Below are 16,278 nucleotides of genomic sequence, written 5' to 3' on the forward strand. Positions count from 1 at the left end.
ATGGAAGATCAAGATAGAGACCATATTTCGTCCCGAAGCAATTTCTCCGGGCGTTCCGATCAGGAACTGGATGAGATGCTCGATGAACTCCGCGCCGGAAAAATCGGCATCAACCAGCCAGGCCAGAACTCTTCGGAACACGATTTGGAAGATACGCCCGAAGAGAACAACAACGCTTCAGGTACCGGAAATGCCGCAAAATCCAAGAAGGGCAAGAGCCGCAAGGAAGGCTTCAATCTCAAGGACGAGGTCATAAGCTGGATTCAGGTTCTGGTTGCCGCCGCTATTATCGCATTCTGCGTCAACCATTTCATCATCGCCAACAGCGAAGTCCCGACCAGCTCGATGGAAACGACCATCATGGCTGGCGACCGCGTCATCGGCTCACGGTTAAGCTACAAATTCGGAGATCCGCAGCGGGGTGACATCGCCATTTTCATTTATCCGGATGATGAAGCGAAAGGCATCAAAACGTACTATGTCAAACGTATCATTGGTATGCCGGGCGACACGATCGACATCGTAGACGGCAAGGTATACTTAAATGGTTCCGATACACCGCTCGACGAACCGTATCTGCATGAACCGATGGAACCGGAGGAACCGCAGCACTACGAAGTGCCGGATGGCTGCTATTTCATGCTGGGCGACAACCGGAACTATTCCAACGACGCCCGCCGCTGGACGCACAAATACGTCAAGCGCGACAAACTGGTTGCCAAGGTACTGTTCCAGTATTTTCCGAAGATCCAGAAACTGAATTAACCCAATATTTACTTTAGGAAGGAACAAAGAACATCATGAAGAAAGTAGTAAAGTTTGGCGGAAGTTCCCTCGCCAGCGCAAAACAGTTCAAAAAAGTCGGAGATATTATCCGTGCTGATAAATCCAGACGCTACGTTGTACCGTCTGCTCCGGGCAAACGCAACAAAAATGACACCAAAGTAACCGATATGCTCTATGCCTGCTACGAGGCAGCTTCCACCGGCGCAAGCTACGGCAAGCTTCTCTCCGCCATCAAAGAGCGCTATGAGCAGATCATCGACGGTCTGGAGTTGAATTTAAACCTCGATTATGAGTTCAAGACCATCGAGGAAAACTTTATCGCAAAAAAAGGCAGCGATTACGCAGCTTCCCGCGGTGAGTATTTAAACGGTATCATCATGTCCCATTACCTGGGCTATGAGTTCATCGATGCAGCCGAGGTAATCTTCTTTGACGAGAATGGTACATTCCTGTCCGAGAAAACCAATGAAGAGCTGTCCGAACGCCTCGCGCACACTGAGCGCGCCGTCATCCCGGGCTTCTACGGGTCCAATCCGGACGGCACGATCCACACCTTCTCCCGCGGTGGTTCTGATATCACCGGTTCCATCGTAGCCCGCGCGATTCACGCAGACCTCTACGAGAACTGGACCGATGTATCCGGTTTCCTGGTAACCGACCCGCGCATCGTGGAAAATCCGGTTCCAATCGAGACCATCACCTACAAAGAACTGCGTGAACTGGCTTACATGGGTGCAAGCGTCCTTCATGAGGATGCCATCTTCCCGGTACGCCGTGAGGGCATTCCGATCAATATCCGCAACACCAACAAGCCGGAGGATCCGGGTACACTCATCGTCGAGAATACCTGCCGGAAGCCGAAATACACCATCACCGGTATCGCCGGAAAGACTGGTTTCTGCTCTGTCACCATCGAGAAAGCGATGATGAACTCCGAAATTGGGTTTGGGAGAAAAGTTCTGGGTGTCTTCGAGGACTGCGGTATTTCCTTCGAGCATATGCCGTCCGGAATCGATACGATGACCATCTTCGTACACCAGTCCGAATTCGAACAGCATGAACAGTTCGTTATCTCCAACATCCACCGCGCGGTACAGCCAGATTCCATCGAGCTTGAGTCCGATTTAGCACTCATCGCCGTCGTAGGACGCGGCATGAAGTCCACCCGCGGCACTGCCGGACGTATCTTCTCCGCCCTGGCACACGCCCGCATCAACGTCAAGATGATCGACCAGGGTTCCAGTGAACTCAACATCATCATCGGCGTGAAGAACGCAGATTTCGAGGCGGCTGTGAAAGCAATTTATGATATTTTTATTACGGCGGAGCTGTAAGAGCAAATTTTAAAGTTATTAAGATAAAAAGTCATCTTTGAGACAAACAAAACATCTCAAAGATGACTTTTTATAATTTTATCTTTATGATATACTAATACAGCTACCACCCCTAGACAGGTGCAGAAAGGGGGGTGTGCCATTTTGAATATATTTCTGTCTTTTCTTGTGTCCGTCGTGGCAAGTGTAATCGCCTATTACATATGCAAGTGGTTGGACGGACATCGTTAGGTAGTCAGCCAGAGGCTTAAGCCACCTCGCCCAAATGGAATAAAATCCCTCAGGTGTGCCCGCACCTGAGGGATTTGTTTTTGTGCCACTTTGAACACTTTTGTCTTTTCGCCTAATGGCATTATAGCATATGCCAAATATAATTTCAATATGCTCTTTACTTCCGGTTCGCCTTCTCCATATGCACGTTCTTGCCCTTGATCTTCGCACCGCGCATCGCCTGCAGTACAACGTCCGCATGCTCTCTCGGCACCTCGACGAATGTGTAATTATCGAACATATCGATACTTCCGACCATACGTCCCGGCATGCCGGATTCTCCGGCGATCGCACCGAGGATATCGCCCGGACGGATGCCCTGGTTCTTTCCGATGTTGATGAAGAGACGCGCTACGTCCTCATTTCTGCCACGGCTTCCTCTGCCGTTTCTTCCACCACGGCTGCGGCGGCTCTCATCCTCGAGATCCTCCAGCTCACGCAGCGGACGGTTCTCCTCTAAGAGCTCCTCGCCCTCTTCGCCCATCATCATTTTGAGCAGCGCTGCTGCCAGATCGAGCGTCGTGTAGTCCTCTTCCAGCACACGTTTTTCTACAATATCGATCACCTTGCTCAGATCGCTGTCCTGCAGCACCTCGCCCACCTGGTCGAGAATCTTATCTGCCTTGATGGAGGTCACATCGTCCAGAGACGGAATCGCCTGCGGAATGATGCGGGTCTTGCAGTAGCGCTGGATCTCGCGCAGCTTGTAAACCTCTTTGCCGACTACGAGGTTAAACGCCTTGCCCTCGCGTCCGGCACGGCCGGTACGTCCGATGCGATGTACATAATACTCGTCATCCTGCGGTACATCATAGTTGAATACCGCCTCAACATCATCGACGTCGATACCGCGGGCTGCCACATCCGTTGCCACCAGAATGTCCGTCCGTCCGGTACGGAATGCACGCATGACACGGTCACGCTGCTCCTGTTTCAGATCGCCGTGAAGTCCTTCTGCAAAATAACCGCGTCCCTGTAAGCCCTGTACCAGCTCATCGACCTGCTTTTTCGTGTTGCAAAATACCACTGAGAGCTTCGGATCATAGAGATCCAGCAGACGGCACATAACCTCCAGCTTATTCTTCGGTTTTACTTCATAATAATACTGGGTTACCTTCGGAACGGTCAGCTCTTTCTTGACCACGCGCACAATCTGCGGATCTTTCTGGAAGTTCGTCGCGATCCGCTGAATCGCCTGCGGCATCGTCGCTGAGAACATCAGCGTCTGTCTCTCCTCCGGCAGTGCGCTTAAGATGGTTTCCATATCCTCTAAAAAGCCCATGTTCAGCATCTCGTCCGCCTCGTCGAGGACAACCGTGTGGATCTGATCCATCTTGACGGTTTTGCGGCGCATGTGATCCATCACACGCCCCGGCGTACCGATGATAACCTGCACACCATCCTTGAGGGAACGGATCTGACGTCCGATCTCCTGTCCGCCGTAGATCGGCAGAACCTTGACACCGTGCATGTATTTTGCCAGGCGGCGGATCTCCTCAGATACCTGGATGGCAAGTTCACGGGTCGGGCAGAGAATGATCGCCTGCGGCTTCTTATTCTTCGGATCGATCTTCTGTAACAGCGGAATACCAAACGCAGCCGTCTTACCGGTACCGGTCTGTGCCTGTCCGATGATATCCAGTCCCTGCAGTTCCAGCGGAATCGCCTGTCCCTGAATCGGAGAAGCCGCCTCGAACCCCATATCGGTGATCGCACGCATGATCTTTGCATCTAACTCTAAATCTTCAAATCTGATTGTTTCCATTCTATTCCTTTCATTGTCTGATTAACGGTCTGCACATTCCGGAGATACATTTCATATATCATATTAGTTATCTTTTTTGCATTCTTCCGGAATATTTACAAAAAAAGAAAGAGGCAGTTTGCCCCTTTGCAATACGCATAGCTATCACTATACCAGATCATAGTGTGGATGTCAAACAGATGGAGAAAAATTTGACATCCACCCCATTTGGGACTACACTAACAGTTGATTTCATACAGTTGCTGCATGCTCTATGAACCTGCCGGACTGTCACTGCATTTCTTATTTATATACACCCGAAGTTTTGTTGCACCGGATTTTCTCAAAACTTCCAGACATACATCACAGCAGAAAGGAGGACAGCGCCGTTCTTTTTCCAAAAGGTTTTTGATACAGGCGCCTGTTATCATTATGAAAATCATTGATTCACATTTGCACTTTTGTCCCGGTTACCCGCATTTCGATGAGATTGCCATCGAAGCCGGTCATATCAATAATGAAGAGCATCTGCGGGAATGCTTTCAGAAATATAATATCGTCGGCGGCATCGTCATGGGAAACCGCGGCGTTCACCCGGATAATCACACATACCCGGATTTTCTGCGCTATTGCGTCGGCGTCGAAGCACGAAAACTGACGCCGGAAAAGATTCAGAAGACATGCGATCTTGTCGAAGAAAACTTAAAACGGAATACCTGCGTCGGCATCAAACTCTATCCGGGATATGATTCCATCTACGTTACCGACGAGCGCTTCGAACCGATCTACGACCTCGCCAAGGCGTATAAAAAGCCGGTTGCCATCCACACCGGACAGACCGCCGGTTCCAAAGCATTCATCAAATACAGCCATCCGCTGACCCTCGATGAAGCCGCCGTCCGCCATCCGGATGTCCAGTTCGTCATGTGCCACTTCGGCAACCCGTGGCTGATGGATGCCGCCGCCGTTGTCGAGAAAAATGAAAATGTCGCCGCCGACCTCTCTGGGCTTTTAGAGGGCAAATTTGACATTCCGGAGTTTCTGGAAGAGCAGAGCGGGTATATCAGCACCCTGAAAACCTGGCTTGCCTACATCCGCGACTATGATAAGCTCATGTTCGGCACCGACTGGCCGCTCGCCAACTATGAAGATTACATCGAAATTACGAAACGGCTGATTCCGGAAAAATACTGGGAAACTGTGTTCTATCAGGCGGCGGAGCGGATTTATCATTGCAATTTTTAATGGATTTTTAGAAATCATAGCTCTTTTAAACCATAAAAAAGATACTGAAAACGGCTTATTTCAGGCTGTTCCCAGTATCTTTTTTATCTCAAAACATCATTCTTTCCCGGCACCTGTCACATCTAAAAATACATCCGCCACTCTTTCCATCCCCAGATACGCATACGGCAGCAGCAGCATAAAATACACCACCGAATACTGCCCCTTTGCCTCCCAGACCAGATGGAACAGGAATCCCCCAATAAACACGATTCCCGGAATCAGCATCCCCCATCTGTCCGTTTCTCCACGTTCCTGCCTCTCCCAGACCGTTTCCATTCCCTGTTTTTTCACAGCTTTCACAGTTTTTTCTGCCTTTTCTGCTTCTATCCTCTTTTCCCATGTTCGGTTCATCAGGACATGCTTACTTCGGCTTCCTTTGGCACTCATCCCGGCAATCACCCATACACATGCCATCGCATACACAAACGTCTGCACCAGATTCGCCGCAAAAACATAGAGCCGGTTCAGACCCCCTTCTTCCTTGAAAAGCTCCCATGGCGGGCTTCCCTCCGCCCAGGAGGTATTTCCCACCTCCTGGATCCAGAGACTCTGAAAGGTCGGTTCCGCCCAGATTGACTCGATCTTCCGAACAAAGAAATCAGCGGCTTTCGCCGGTTCCTCTGCCATATCTGAAATCGTTTTCCGCAAATCTGCCTGCGCCCATGCGGCCGCCAGATCCGCATCCCCATCTGCCTTCTGAAAGAGTTTTACCTGATAGCCATTGTACCAGCCCGGTCCACGTTTGCTCTCCTCCAGTCCCATCTGCACCCAGGCAATCATCGGCGCACCGTCCGATACCGTGTGTCCGGTCACAGAAGAAATTCCTGTCTGAATCCCCCGGTTTCCAATCACATACACTGTAATCAGAAGCACCGCTGCCACCAGCAGGCGTGCTTTCCTTCGAAAGACTCCCGAGGATGCCAGATACAAAAACAGCGCCACCAGCACAATCTCATAATTCGACTTGAGGATCACCGCCGCCGCTACTGCTGCCGCGCCAATCCAGAAGTCTCTTCCCCGCCCCTCTTCCACATACCGCACCAGACGTTCCATCGCCAGACACGAAAGTCCAAATCCTGGCATCGTGCCGTACACGAAGAGGATATAGAAAGAAAATGGCAGACAGCACGCCATCCACAAAAGCAAGCTGCACCTTTCGTTTCCCCGGACCGTCATCCGCTGCAGGCTCACGATTCCCAGAATAAAAAATCCGATATTTAAAATCTGGAAAACTACATACGCCGCATCTCCAAAGAAAAATGCCAGCACTGCCATATAGAGAATCAGCCCGTTCTGAGACGGGTAAGTGTACGCATACCCAAGGGGTCCTTCCGCTGTCCCATACGAATACGCCACCGGCTCCCAGGCGCTGAAATCGCCCTGCAGAAGTCCCTGCGCGGACGCCATACACTGATGGGAGTCAGAACCGCCCCAGGACGGGACAAGGAGAATCCAAAAAAGATAGGCAGCAGCCGCTAAAAGAAGCCACTGGTTCTTCCGGCACTTTCGTTCCTTTCTCCTCCTGTAAAACACCGTCAGTCCAATCACACCCGCACCAAAAAACAGGTGCAGAAACAGACTGTCCCTTCCATACTGTACAATCTCAGAACCTCCATAGACCCGGCAGGTCACAACCGCGCTGAGCAGTGTCAGGAAAAAAAGAATTCCTCCCAACAAAATCCGCACCAGCCCGACACAAAATTTTTCCAGCATTTTCTTCCTCACTTCTGTCATTTCTGTCAAATTCAGGTTTCATCATTACTGTTCAAGCATCGTGCCCAGCAACTTTTTATCCCTTTTTCATTCCCATCTGCCCTAAAACTTTACTCATTTTATCAAGTCATTTGCCAAATGTCCACTCTTTCCGGCACTCTTTTTGTTACTGTGAACAGCTACGGATTTGAACCGTTACCTCTTCCCCCAAATATAGCTTGACATTCCTCTTCGGTTCTGATATATCTTAAACATAGCAGTCATACAACTGACGGATAAGTGGATCAACCACATGAAGTATGACTGGAAATTGCCGACCGTCTGGGCGTCACAGCACAGACCGTGGGTATTTTTTTTACTTTTTTTCACTCTCACTGTCTCTGCTGGGATCGAAATTTTTCAACCAGGAGGGAAACACATGTCTGCTATGTATCAAACATTCCAAAACACACCTATCTTTCAAACAGCCTGGAGAGGTTTTCTGGGCTCCAAATGGACCGACGAAGTGAACGTCCGCGATTTCATCCAGAACAACTATACGCAATATGATGGCGATGAAAGCTTTCTCGCTGCCCCAACCAGTGCCACTCATCTGCTCTGGGAACGCCTTCAAAAGCTTCAGAAGAAAGAGCACGAAAAGGGCGGTGTGCTCGAATGCGAAACTGAAATCGTATCCAGCCTGACCGCCTATGGTCCGGGATATATCGATCCGGAGCTTAAAGATCTGGAACGCATCGTCGGACTTCAGACCGACAAACCACTCAAGCGGGCTTTTATGCCATTCGGCGGAATCAAGATGGCGGAGGAAGCCGCCAAAACCTACGGCTACCATGTCAATCCAAAATTTCATAAAATCTTTACCGAATACCATAAAACCCACAACCAGGCCGTCTTCGATGCATATACCCCGGAAATGAAAACCGCCCGCCACTGCCATATCGTCACCGGGCTTCCGGATACCTATGGACGCGGCCGGATCGTAGGCGACTACCGCCGGATCGCCCTGTACGGAATCGATTTCCTAATTCAGGAAAAGAAAAAGGATCTGGAACGCTGTGGAAATGGCGCCATGTTTGATGACATCATCCGCCAGCGGGAAGAGATCGCCGAGCAGCTCCGCGCTCTAAAGGACATTCAGGAGATGGCTGCCATCTATGGTTTTGATATCTCCCGTCCGGCTTCCAATGCCAAAGAAGCCGTCCAGTGGCTCTACTTCGGTTACCTCGCTGCCGTTAAGACCCAGAACGGTGCCGCCATGAGTGTCGGACGCATTTCCACCTTCCTTGATATCTACATCAACCGGGATTTAACAGAACAAACACTGACCGAGATCGAGGCGCAGGAATTAATCGACCATATGACAATGAAATTCCGCATGGTAAAATTTGCCCGGATCCCATCCTACAACCAACTTTTCTCCGGCGATCCGGTCTGGGCAACGCTGGAAGTTGCCGGTCTGGGACAAGACGGGCGTCCGATGGTAACGAAAAACGATTTCCGCTTTTTACATACGCTGGAAAATATGGGACCGTCCCCAGAACCAAACCTGACCGTCCTTTACTCTTCCCGCCTGCCAGAGGCATTTAAGAAATATGCTGCCAAAATCTCCATCAACACATCCTCGATCCAGTATGAAAACGACGATGTCATGCGTCCGATCTGGGGGGACGACTACAGCATCTGCTGCTGCGTCTCCGCCACCCAGACAGGCAAGGAAATGCAGCTGTTCGGCGCCCGTGCCAATCTTGCCAAATGCCTTCTCTATGCCATCAACGGAGGCAGAGACGAGAAATACACTACCAAAGACGGACGCCCGATGCAGGTTGGTCCGGCGTATGCGCCGATCACATCCGAATACCTCGATTATCAGGAAGTCATGCATAAATACGATCAGATGCTGGACTGGCTGGCGGGCATTTATGTGAATATCCTCAATTTGATTCACTATATGCACGATAAATATTACTATGAGTCCGCTGAGATGGCGTTGATCGACACGGATGTCCGGCGTACCTTTGCCACCGGAATCGCCGGTTTCTCCCACGTGGTCGATTCTCTCTCCGCGATCCGGTATGCAAAAGTGAAGGTCATCCGTGATGAATACGGCATCGCCCGCAAGTTTGAGACAGAGGGCGATTTCCCACGCTACGGAAATGATGACGACCGCGCCGACGAGATTGCCGTATGGCTGTTAAAAACCTTTTTACATAAAGTAAAAAAATACCACACCTACCGGAATTCCGAGGCAACCACCTCCATCCTCACGATCACCTCCAATGTTGTATATGGCAAGGCAACCGGCGCACTTCCGGACGGACGGCCGGCATTCACCCCGTTTGCCCCGGGCGCAACTCCTTCCTACGGCGCAGAGCAGAACGGTCTGCTCGCTTCTTTAAACTCGGTCGCAAAGCTTCCATATGAATATGCGCTCGACGGCATCTCCAACACAGAAACGATTGCACCGGGGGCGCTCGGTCACTCCGAGACAGAGCGGAAAAACAACCTGGTTCACGTCCTGGACGGATATTTTGATCAGGGCGCGCATCATTTAAATGTAAATGTCTTTGGAATCGAAAAACTGAAAGACGCGATGGAACACCCGGAAAAACCGGAATATGCCAACTTCACCATCCGTGTTTCCGGATATGCCGTTAAATTTATCAATCTGACCAGAGAACAGCAGCTCGACGTGATCGCCCGCACCTGCCACGAGGTGCTGTAACGATGCATACCGGTTATATTCATTCCATCGATACCTTCGGCTCCGTAGACGGTCCCGGTGTCCGCTTCGTGGTATTCATGCAGGGCTGTCTCATGCGCTGCCGCTACTGCCACAATCCGGATACATGGGTACTGCCAAAGGAACTTTTCCTCCCGGACGTCTCCACCCACACTTCCGGCACATCCGCTCTTTCCAAAGGCGTTTCTTGCCCATCCAAACACACCGGTTCGCAGGAAATCACCCCGGAAGCACTTCTTCGCCAGGCACTCCGCTACCGGAGTTACTGGCGCGGGGGCGGCGGCATCACCGTCAGCGGCGGAGAACCGCTCCTTCAAGCTGACTTTTTATGTGAACTTTTCCAGCTTGCCAAAGAACAGCACATTCACACCACACTGGACACCGCGGGACAGCCATTTACCACCGCCGAACCTTTCTTTTCCCACCTGACCACGCTTTTAGAGCACACCGATCTTGTTATTCTGGATCTGAAACACATCGATCCGGAAAAACATCGTCTTCTGACTGGGCACTCCAACGAATCCATTCTTTCCTTTGCCCGGTTTTTAGACCAGATTCATAAGCCCCTGTGGATCCGGCATGTTTTAGTCCCCGGCATTACCGATGATCCGGCCAACCTGCATGGAATCCGTGCATTTCTGGACACACTTTCAAATGTGGAAAAGGTAGAAATTCTCCCATACCACACGCTCGGCATCTATAAATGGGAAACGCTCGGCATTCCCTATTCCCTGTCCGACATCCGTATCCCGGACGAGAACGATCTGAAGCGGGCAAGCCAAATCTTGTTGGGATGAAAAAGAATGTGCCTTGGCACCTTCGGGCGTCTCGCGCGGTCGCTTGCGACATGTTTCTGCTTCGCGCGAGTGCGCATCCTCGCGGAGCATTTTATATTTCATAGGACGCAATTTCCTATGAAATATAAAACGGCCCTTGGAAAGCGCTCCTGTTTGCGTTTCCCAAGGGTCGTTTTTATGTGGCTTACCCAGTCATCAGACTTTAAACCGGTATCCAACACCCCATATCGTCTCAATATACTGCGGTTTCGCCGTGTTGAACTCGATCTTCTCACGGATCTTCTTAATATGCACGGTAACCGTCGCGATATCTCCCAACGACTCCATATCCCAGATCTCGCGGAAGAGTTCTTCCTTGGTAAATACATGGTTCGGGTTCTGTGCTAAAAAGGTCAGCAGGTCAAATTCCTTCGTCGTGAAGTTCTTCTCCTCGCCGTTGATGTAAACGCGGCGGGCAGTCTTATCAATCTTGAGTCCCCGGATCTCGATGATCTCGTTTTCCGGCATACCGCTGCCGATCAGGCGCTCATAACGCGCCAGATGCGCCTTGACACGCGCCACCATCTCGCTCGGACTGAATGGTTTCGTGATATAATCGTCCGCGCCCAGTCCCAGACCGCGGATCTTGTCAATATCGTCCTTTTTCGCAGATACCATGATGATCGGTGTGTTTTTTACTTCCCGGATCTTCTTGCAGATCTCGAAGCCATCGACCCCTGGCAGCATCAGATCAAGAATCAGAAGGTCAAAATCTTCCTCCATGCCGCGTTTCAGTCCCGTTTCTCCATTATTTTCTATCTCAACCTCAAAACCAGAAAGCTCCAGATAGTCTTTTTCCAGCTCTGCAATACTCTCCTCGTCTTCTACGATTAATATTCTGCTCATCTGTGAATTCCTCCTGCTGTTTTTATTTAAACGACCAAACTTCAAATCACTATGCCCCGACATACTTGCGCAAAACGAAATGGATCTCCGTTCCGATGCCTTCCTTGCTGGTCGCCCAGATGCGTCCGCCGTGATCTTCGATAATCTTCTTTACGATCGAAAGCCCGATGCCGCTGCCGCCCTTGGACGAATTTCTCGACGAATCCGTCCGGTAGAAACGATCGAAAATATACGGCAGATCTTTCGCCGCGATTCCCTTTCCGTTGTCCTCGATGATGACCTGGATAAAATCGCCGTCATCCTTGATGCGGATATTTAAAATACCCTTTTTCTTGTCCAGATATTTGAGCGAATTTCCGATAATGTTGTTGATCACTCGCTTCATCTGCTCCGCGTCCGCGATCACGACCACATCCTCGTCCACATAGTTGAAATATCCCAGCTCGATGCCGCGCGTCTCCATATCCAGACCAACTTCCTCAACACAATCACCAAAATACTCCGCCACATTGATCTTTGAAAAGTTGTACGGAATCTTGTTCGTATCAATCTTCGAATAGAACGTCAGCTCGTCAATCAGTCGATCCATATCGTTTGCTTTATTATAAATCGTCCGAATATATTTATTCAATTTCTCAGGTGAAGAAGCCACGCCATCCTGAATGCCTTCCACATACCCCTTGATCGCCGTGATCGGAGTCTTCAGATCATGGGAAATATTGCTGATCAGCTCTTTGCTCTCCTTGTCGTACTGGAGTTTTTCTTCCTGCGATTCCTTGAGACGCAGACGCATCTCCTCGAAATCCTGGCAGAGCATTCCGATCTCATCTTCATCATCCACATCGAGCGTAAAGTCCAGATTTCCATCCCGGATCTGCTTGGTCGCCTCCTGCAGCTTGTGCAGCGGACGCAGCAGAGAACGGTAGATCCACATGATCAGCAGACCGCCCATAAAACTGATGATCAGCACGCCGAGAAGCAGCATCTCTCCGAGCAGCGCCTTGATCTCCGGCACATAATCCCCGACGTTCGTCACGATGAACACACTGCCCTGTGAATCATCTGAAAACCGGAAATCGATCTGTTTGACCAGATGCTGTTCCTCGCCATCCATGTAAATACTGCCTGCCATACTTCCCTGATCACCGTACGGCGCCAGCCGTTCGCAGAGCTCGCGTCCATCCTCGTTTCCGCAGAATGTGATGTCCTTGCCCTTGCGGATGACCAGATACGAATATTTATCGCGCAGTTCTTCATTGACCTTGCTCAAATAAGCCGGTTCTTCAAATAAATCTGTATTTTTCCCGACCGCCTCGCGGATCTCCTCCTGGATTCCCTGCGTCAGCCGGTTAAACACCTGTGTCTGATTGCCGGAGAGCAGATCGATCTGCTCCGACAGCCCGTATGTTTTCTGAAACAGATGCTCCTGATAGTTTACGAGTCCGAACGCCGCCACAAATATGAGCACAATCGGAACGACCGTAATCGTCACAAAAGCAATCGCCAGACGTGTGCGTATCTTCATCCTATTTCCTCCAGTCATTGCCCGGTCTGATACCAGATTGCCCCTACAAAAATCCTCCCGCAAAACTGCGTCGGACTTCTGCGCTTTTGCTCCTGATATCTTCCACAAATAGTGTATCATATTTTGCAGATTACGTCTCTAAAAGTATTATAAATAAAAAAGCATGTGCCTTTTTGTGTAATAAAAGAGACTGCCGCAAAAGCGGCAGCCCCCTCGTTCTGATCTTATGATTTTTTACGGGCAGATACCCCTGCAGCGTTTCCTACTCTTACAGATACGCCTTTAATTCATCCACCTTATCCAGCTTCTCCCACGGAAGATCCAGATCGTCGCGGCCGAAATGTCCGTATGCAGCCGTCTGTTTGTAGATCGGGCGGCGCAGGTCAAGCATCTTGATGATGCCAGCCGGACGCAGGTCAAAGTGCTTGCGGATCATCTCAACCAGCTGATCCTCACGCAACTTGCTGGTTCCGAATGTATCTACCATGATGGAGGTCGGCTGTGCAACACCGATCGCATAGGAAAGCTGAATCTCACATCTGTCTGCCAGTCCGGCTGCTACGATGTTTTTCGCAACATAGCGGGCTGCGTATGCAGCAGAACGATCCACTTTTGTGCAGTCTTTTCCGGAGAATGCGCCGCCACCGTGACGCGCCATGCCGCCGTAGGTGTCCACAATGATCTTACGTCCGGTCAGACCGCTGTCTCCATGCGGACCGCCGATAACGAAACGTCCGGTCGGATTGATAAAGAATTTTGTATTCTCATCAACCATCTCTGCCGGCAGAATCTCGTCAAATACATATTTTTTAATATCCTTATGGATCTGCTCCTGGGTTACTTCCTCGTCATGCTGGGTGGAAAGAACCACTGCATCCAGACGGGATGGTTTGCCGTTCTCATCGTACTCTACGGTTACCTGTGTCTTGCCGTCCGGGCGCAGGTAGCGCAGGGTTCCGTCTTTGCGGACCTTGGTCAGCTGGCGTGCCAGTTTGTGTGCCAGATAAATCGGATATGGCATATATTCATCCGTTTCGTTGGTCGCATAACCAAACATCATACCCTGATCGCCGGCACCGATTGCCTCCAGCTCCTCGTCGCTCATCTTGTTCTCTTTTGCTTCCAGCGCTTTATCAACTCCCATCGCGATATCCGGGGACTGCTCGTCCAGTGCCACGATCACGCCGCAGGTATCACAGTCAAAACCGTATTTCGCACGGTCATAACCGATCTCACGGACGGTATTGCGGACTACCTTCTGGATATCCACATAGCCTTTCGTTGTGATCTCGCCCATAACCATAACCAGACCGGTTGTCGTCGCCGTCTCACAAGCCACACGGCTCATCGGATCCTGCTCTAAGAGCGCGTCCAGAATCGCATCGGAAATCTGATCACACATTTTATCCGGATGTCCTTCGGTTACTGATTCAGATGTAAAAAGTAATCTCTCCATATTTCCTCCTTTGATAAGTTTGTCGTAAGACATAAAAAAAGTCCGCAGCAACACGGACTTGATTATCTCGATCAAATCCTCTTATTGCTCGATAAACCGATCTCCCGGTTCCTCGCTCAGGCTGGCACCTTCCGTTCCCTGCTGAGACCAATTTTCAGTCCCATGTAACGGGGTTGCCGTGACTTCATAGATCCTTTGTATCTCCATCACTCTGAATAAGGGATATATACGAACTTTTTAATTGTTAAAAGTTTCAACAGTACGATAACATACTCCGCGGTGTCTGTCAAGCAATATGTGACACCGCATTCTTTTTTATCAGCCCACTTTGAGTCTGAACTTCTGCGCCTCTTTCTCGGAATCGACTTTCTCGATCACCGCGCCAAGTCCCTGCAGCTTCTTCTCAAAATGCTCATAGCCTCTCTGGATATAACCGATCTCATCAACGGTCGTATATCCTTCCGCTGCCAGCCCCGCAATGACCAGGGCAGCGCCTGCGCGCAGATCTGGTGCCTCCACCTGTGCTCCGGTCAGCTTCTTCACGCCGGTAATGATCGCGGTATTGCCCTCTACCTTGATGCGTCCACCCATACGGGCAAGTTCGTCCACATATTTAAAACGGTTTTCAAAAATACTCTCAGTCACTACACTGGTTCCCTCTGCCAGTGCCAGTGTCACAGTGATCTGCGGCTGCATATCAGTCGGAAATCCCGGATACGGAAGTGTCTTGATATCGGTATGCACATGGCTCGGGCGTCCCACAACACGAACCGCCTCATCAAACTCCGTCACCTCACAGCCCATCTCGATAAGCTTCGCAGAAATTGCTTCCAGATGCTTCGGAATGACATTCTGTACCATCACGTCGCCGCGGGTGATCGCTGCCGCACACATAAATGTACCTGCCTCGATCTGGTCCGGGATGATCGAATATTCGGTTCCATGCAGCTTGTGGACGCCGCGGATGCGGATCACGTCGGTTCCGGCACCCTTGACATTGGCTCCCATGCTGTTTAAGAAGTTCGCCACATCGACGACATGCGGTTCTTTCGCCGGATTCTCGATGATCGTCTCGCCCTCTGCCAGCGTCGCTGCCATCATGATATTGATCGTCGCGCCGACCGACACCATATCCAGATAAATATGGGTACCAACTAAATCAATCGCATGTGCGAGCACCGCGCCATTTTCCACCTGCACCTTCGCACCGAGGGCACGGAAGCCCTTTAAATGCTGGTCGATCGGACGGCTGCCGATGTTGCATCCGCCCGGAAGCGGAACCTGTGCGCTTTTGTACTTGCCAAGCAGGGCGCCAATAAAATAGTAGGAAGCTCGGATCCGGCGGATGTACTCGTCATCCACATGGATCGCATGAATCCCCTTCGCATTGATGCGGACAGTGTGCCGGTCAATCCGGTCTACCATCGCGCCAATCTCCGAAACAGCCTCCAGAAACACGTTGATATCACGCACGTCCGGCAGATTTTCTATTAAAACATCCTCGTCAGTCAGAATCGATGCCGCCAAGATTCCCAGCGCCGCATTCTTCGCTCCGCTGATAGTCACTTCGCCTACCAGCGGATTTCCGCCCTTCATAATAAATTGTTCCATTCTGCACCTCAAAATCTATTATCTTACGATACTTACACGCGCCAGACGGCGCCTCAAATCTTTAATATTTTCTTAAATTTATATCACGTTATCTACATGATTATATCATAACATCTCAATTTGTAAAGCA

General features: G+C 50.4%; 11 protein-coding genes and 2 riboswitches. Of the genes, 5 read left to right on the plus strand and 6 right to left on the minus strand.

Translation table 11 applies throughout. The features are described from left to right. The first annotated feature begins 252 nt into the window (after window positions 1-252). On the plus strand, window positions 253-765 hold the full coding sequence (lepB, locus tag DW931_RS09240; RefSeq protein ID WP_227589452.1) for a signal peptidase I: 513 nt from the start codon (window positions 253-255) through the stop codon (window positions 763-765). Between the two features lie 35 nt (window positions 766-800). Further along, window positions 801-2,120, plus strand: coding sequence for an aspartate kinase (locus tag DW931_RS09245; protein ID WP_107000817.1), 1,320 nt, complete (start codon window positions 801-803; stop codon window positions 2,118-2,120). A 388-nt stretch (window positions 2,121-2,508) separates the two neighbouring features. On the opposite strand, the gene DW931_RS09255 is transcribed toward DW931_RS09245, so the two are convergent. Then, the gene (locus DW931_RS09255; protein ID WP_107000818.1) at window positions 2,509-4,155 is read right to left on the minus strand and encodes a DEAD/DEAH box helicase; all 1,647 of its coding nucleotides are present in this window, start codon (window positions 4,153-4,155) and stop codon (window positions 2,509-2,511) included. A gap of 411 nt (window positions 4,156-4,566) precedes the next feature. Between DW931_RS09255 and DW931_RS09260 the strand changes: the two genes are divergently transcribed. Beyond that, a complete protein-coding gene (locus DW931_RS09260; protein ID WP_022359467.1) occupies window positions 4,567-5,379 on the plus strand; it encodes an amidohydrolase family protein in 813 nt (270 codons plus the stop codon). A 96-nt stretch (window positions 5,380-5,475) separates the two neighbouring features. On the opposite strand, the gene DW931_RS09265 is transcribed toward DW931_RS09260, so the two are convergent. Next, complete coding sequence (locus DW931_RS09265; RefSeq protein WP_147353625.1) at window positions 5,476-7,155, minus strand: hypothetical protein; 1,680 nt, start codon at window positions 7,153-7,155, stop codon at window positions 5,476-5,478. A gap of 233 nt (window positions 7,156-7,388) precedes the next feature. Further along, window positions 7,389-7,468: riboswitch (ZMP/ZTP riboswitch) on the plus strand. Window positions 7,469-7,552: 84 nt separating this feature from the next. Between DW931_RS09265 and pflB the strand changes: the two genes are divergently transcribed. Beyond that, window positions 7,553-9,856: a formate C-acetyltransferase gene (pflB, locus tag DW931_RS09270; RefSeq protein WP_279220378.1), complete on the plus strand. Its 2,304-nt coding sequence runs from the start codon at window positions 7,553-7,555 to the stop codon at window positions 9,854-9,856. 2 nt (window positions 9,857-9,858) lie between these two features. Then, window positions 9,859-10,671, plus strand: coding sequence for a radical SAM protein (locus DW931_RS09275; protein ID WP_118469045.1), 813 nt, complete (start codon window positions 9,859-9,861; stop codon window positions 10,669-10,671). A gap of 195 nt (window positions 10,672-10,866) precedes the next feature. Here the strand turns inward: DW931_RS09275 and DW931_RS09280 are convergent, their stop codons facing one another. From DW931_RS09280 to DW931_RS09295, 4 genes are all read right to left on the minus strand, one after another. Beyond that, a complete protein-coding gene (locus DW931_RS09280) occupies window positions 10,867-11,556 on the minus strand; it encodes a response regulator transcription factor (protein WP_022359471.1) in 690 nt (229 codons plus the stop codon). Window positions 11,557-11,605: 49 nt separating this feature from the next. Continuing rightward, window positions 11,606-13,081 carry a HAMP domain-containing sensor histidine kinase gene (locus DW931_RS09285; RefSeq protein ID WP_118469043.1) on the minus strand — a complete coding sequence of 492 codons (1,476 nt, stop codon included), beginning with the start codon at window positions 13,079-13,081 and terminating at the stop codon, window positions 11,606-11,608. 268 nt (window positions 13,082-13,349) lie between these two features. After that, a complete protein-coding gene (gene metK / locus DW931_RS09290; protein WP_118469041.1) occupies window positions 13,350-14,537 on the minus strand; it encodes a methionine adenosyltransferase in 1,188 nt (395 codons plus the stop codon). A 78-nt stretch (window positions 14,538-14,615) separates the two neighbouring features. After that, window positions 14,616-14,759: riboswitch (SAM riboswitch) on the minus strand. Window positions 14,760-14,855: 96 nt separating this feature from the next. After that, on the minus strand, window positions 14,856-16,148 hold the full coding sequence (locus tag DW931_RS09295; RefSeq protein ID WP_022359474.1) for a UDP-N-acetylglucosamine 1-carboxyvinyltransferase: 1,293 nt from the start codon (window positions 16,146-16,148) through the stop codon (window positions 14,856-14,858). Window positions 16,149-16,278 lie beyond the last annotated feature (130 nt).

It is taken from the genome of Clostridium sp. AM43-3BH (genome assembly GCF_003479985.1).
Taxonomy (GTDB): Bacteria; Bacillota; Clostridia; order Lachnospirales; family Lachnospiraceae; genus Otoolea; species Otoolea fessa.

Coding starts and splice junctions, on each gene's coding strand:
- DW931_RS09280 (WP_022359471.1), bottom strand. CDS start 11,556: ATGAGCAGAATATTAATCGTAGAAGACGAGGAGAGTATTGCAGAGCTG.
- DW931_RS09245 (WP_107000817.1), top strand. CDS start 801: ATGAAGAAAGTAGTAAAGTTTGGCGGAAGTTCCCTCGCCAGCGCAAAA.
- DW931_RS09295 (WP_022359474.1), bottom strand. CDS start 16,148: ATGGAACAATTTATTATGAAGGGCGGAAATCCGCTGGTAGGCGAAGTG.
- metK (WP_118469041.1), bottom strand. CDS start 14,537: ATGGAGAGATTACTTTTTACATCTGAATCAGTAACCGAAGGACATCCG.
- DW931_RS09255 (WP_107000818.1), bottom strand. CDS start 4,155: ATGGAAACAATCAGATTTGAAGATTTAGAGTTAGATGCAAAGATCATG.
- pflB (WP_279220378.1), top strand. CDS start 7,553: ATGTCTGCTATGTATCAAACATTCCAAAACACACCTATCTTTCAAACA.
- DW931_RS09285 (WP_118469043.1), bottom strand. CDS start 13,081: ATGAAGATACGCACACGTCTGGCGATTGCTTTTGTGACGATTACGGTC.
- DW931_RS09275 (WP_118469045.1), top strand. CDS start 9,859: ATGCATACCGGTTATATTCATTCCATCGATACCTTCGGCTCCGTAGAC.
- DW931_RS09265 (WP_147353625.1), bottom strand. CDS start 7,155: ATGACAGAAGTGAGGAAGAAAATGCTGGAAAAATTTTGTGTCGGGCTG.
- DW931_RS09260 (WP_022359467.1), top strand. CDS start 4,567: ATGAAAATCATTGATTCACATTTGCACTTTTGTCCCGGTTACCCGCAT.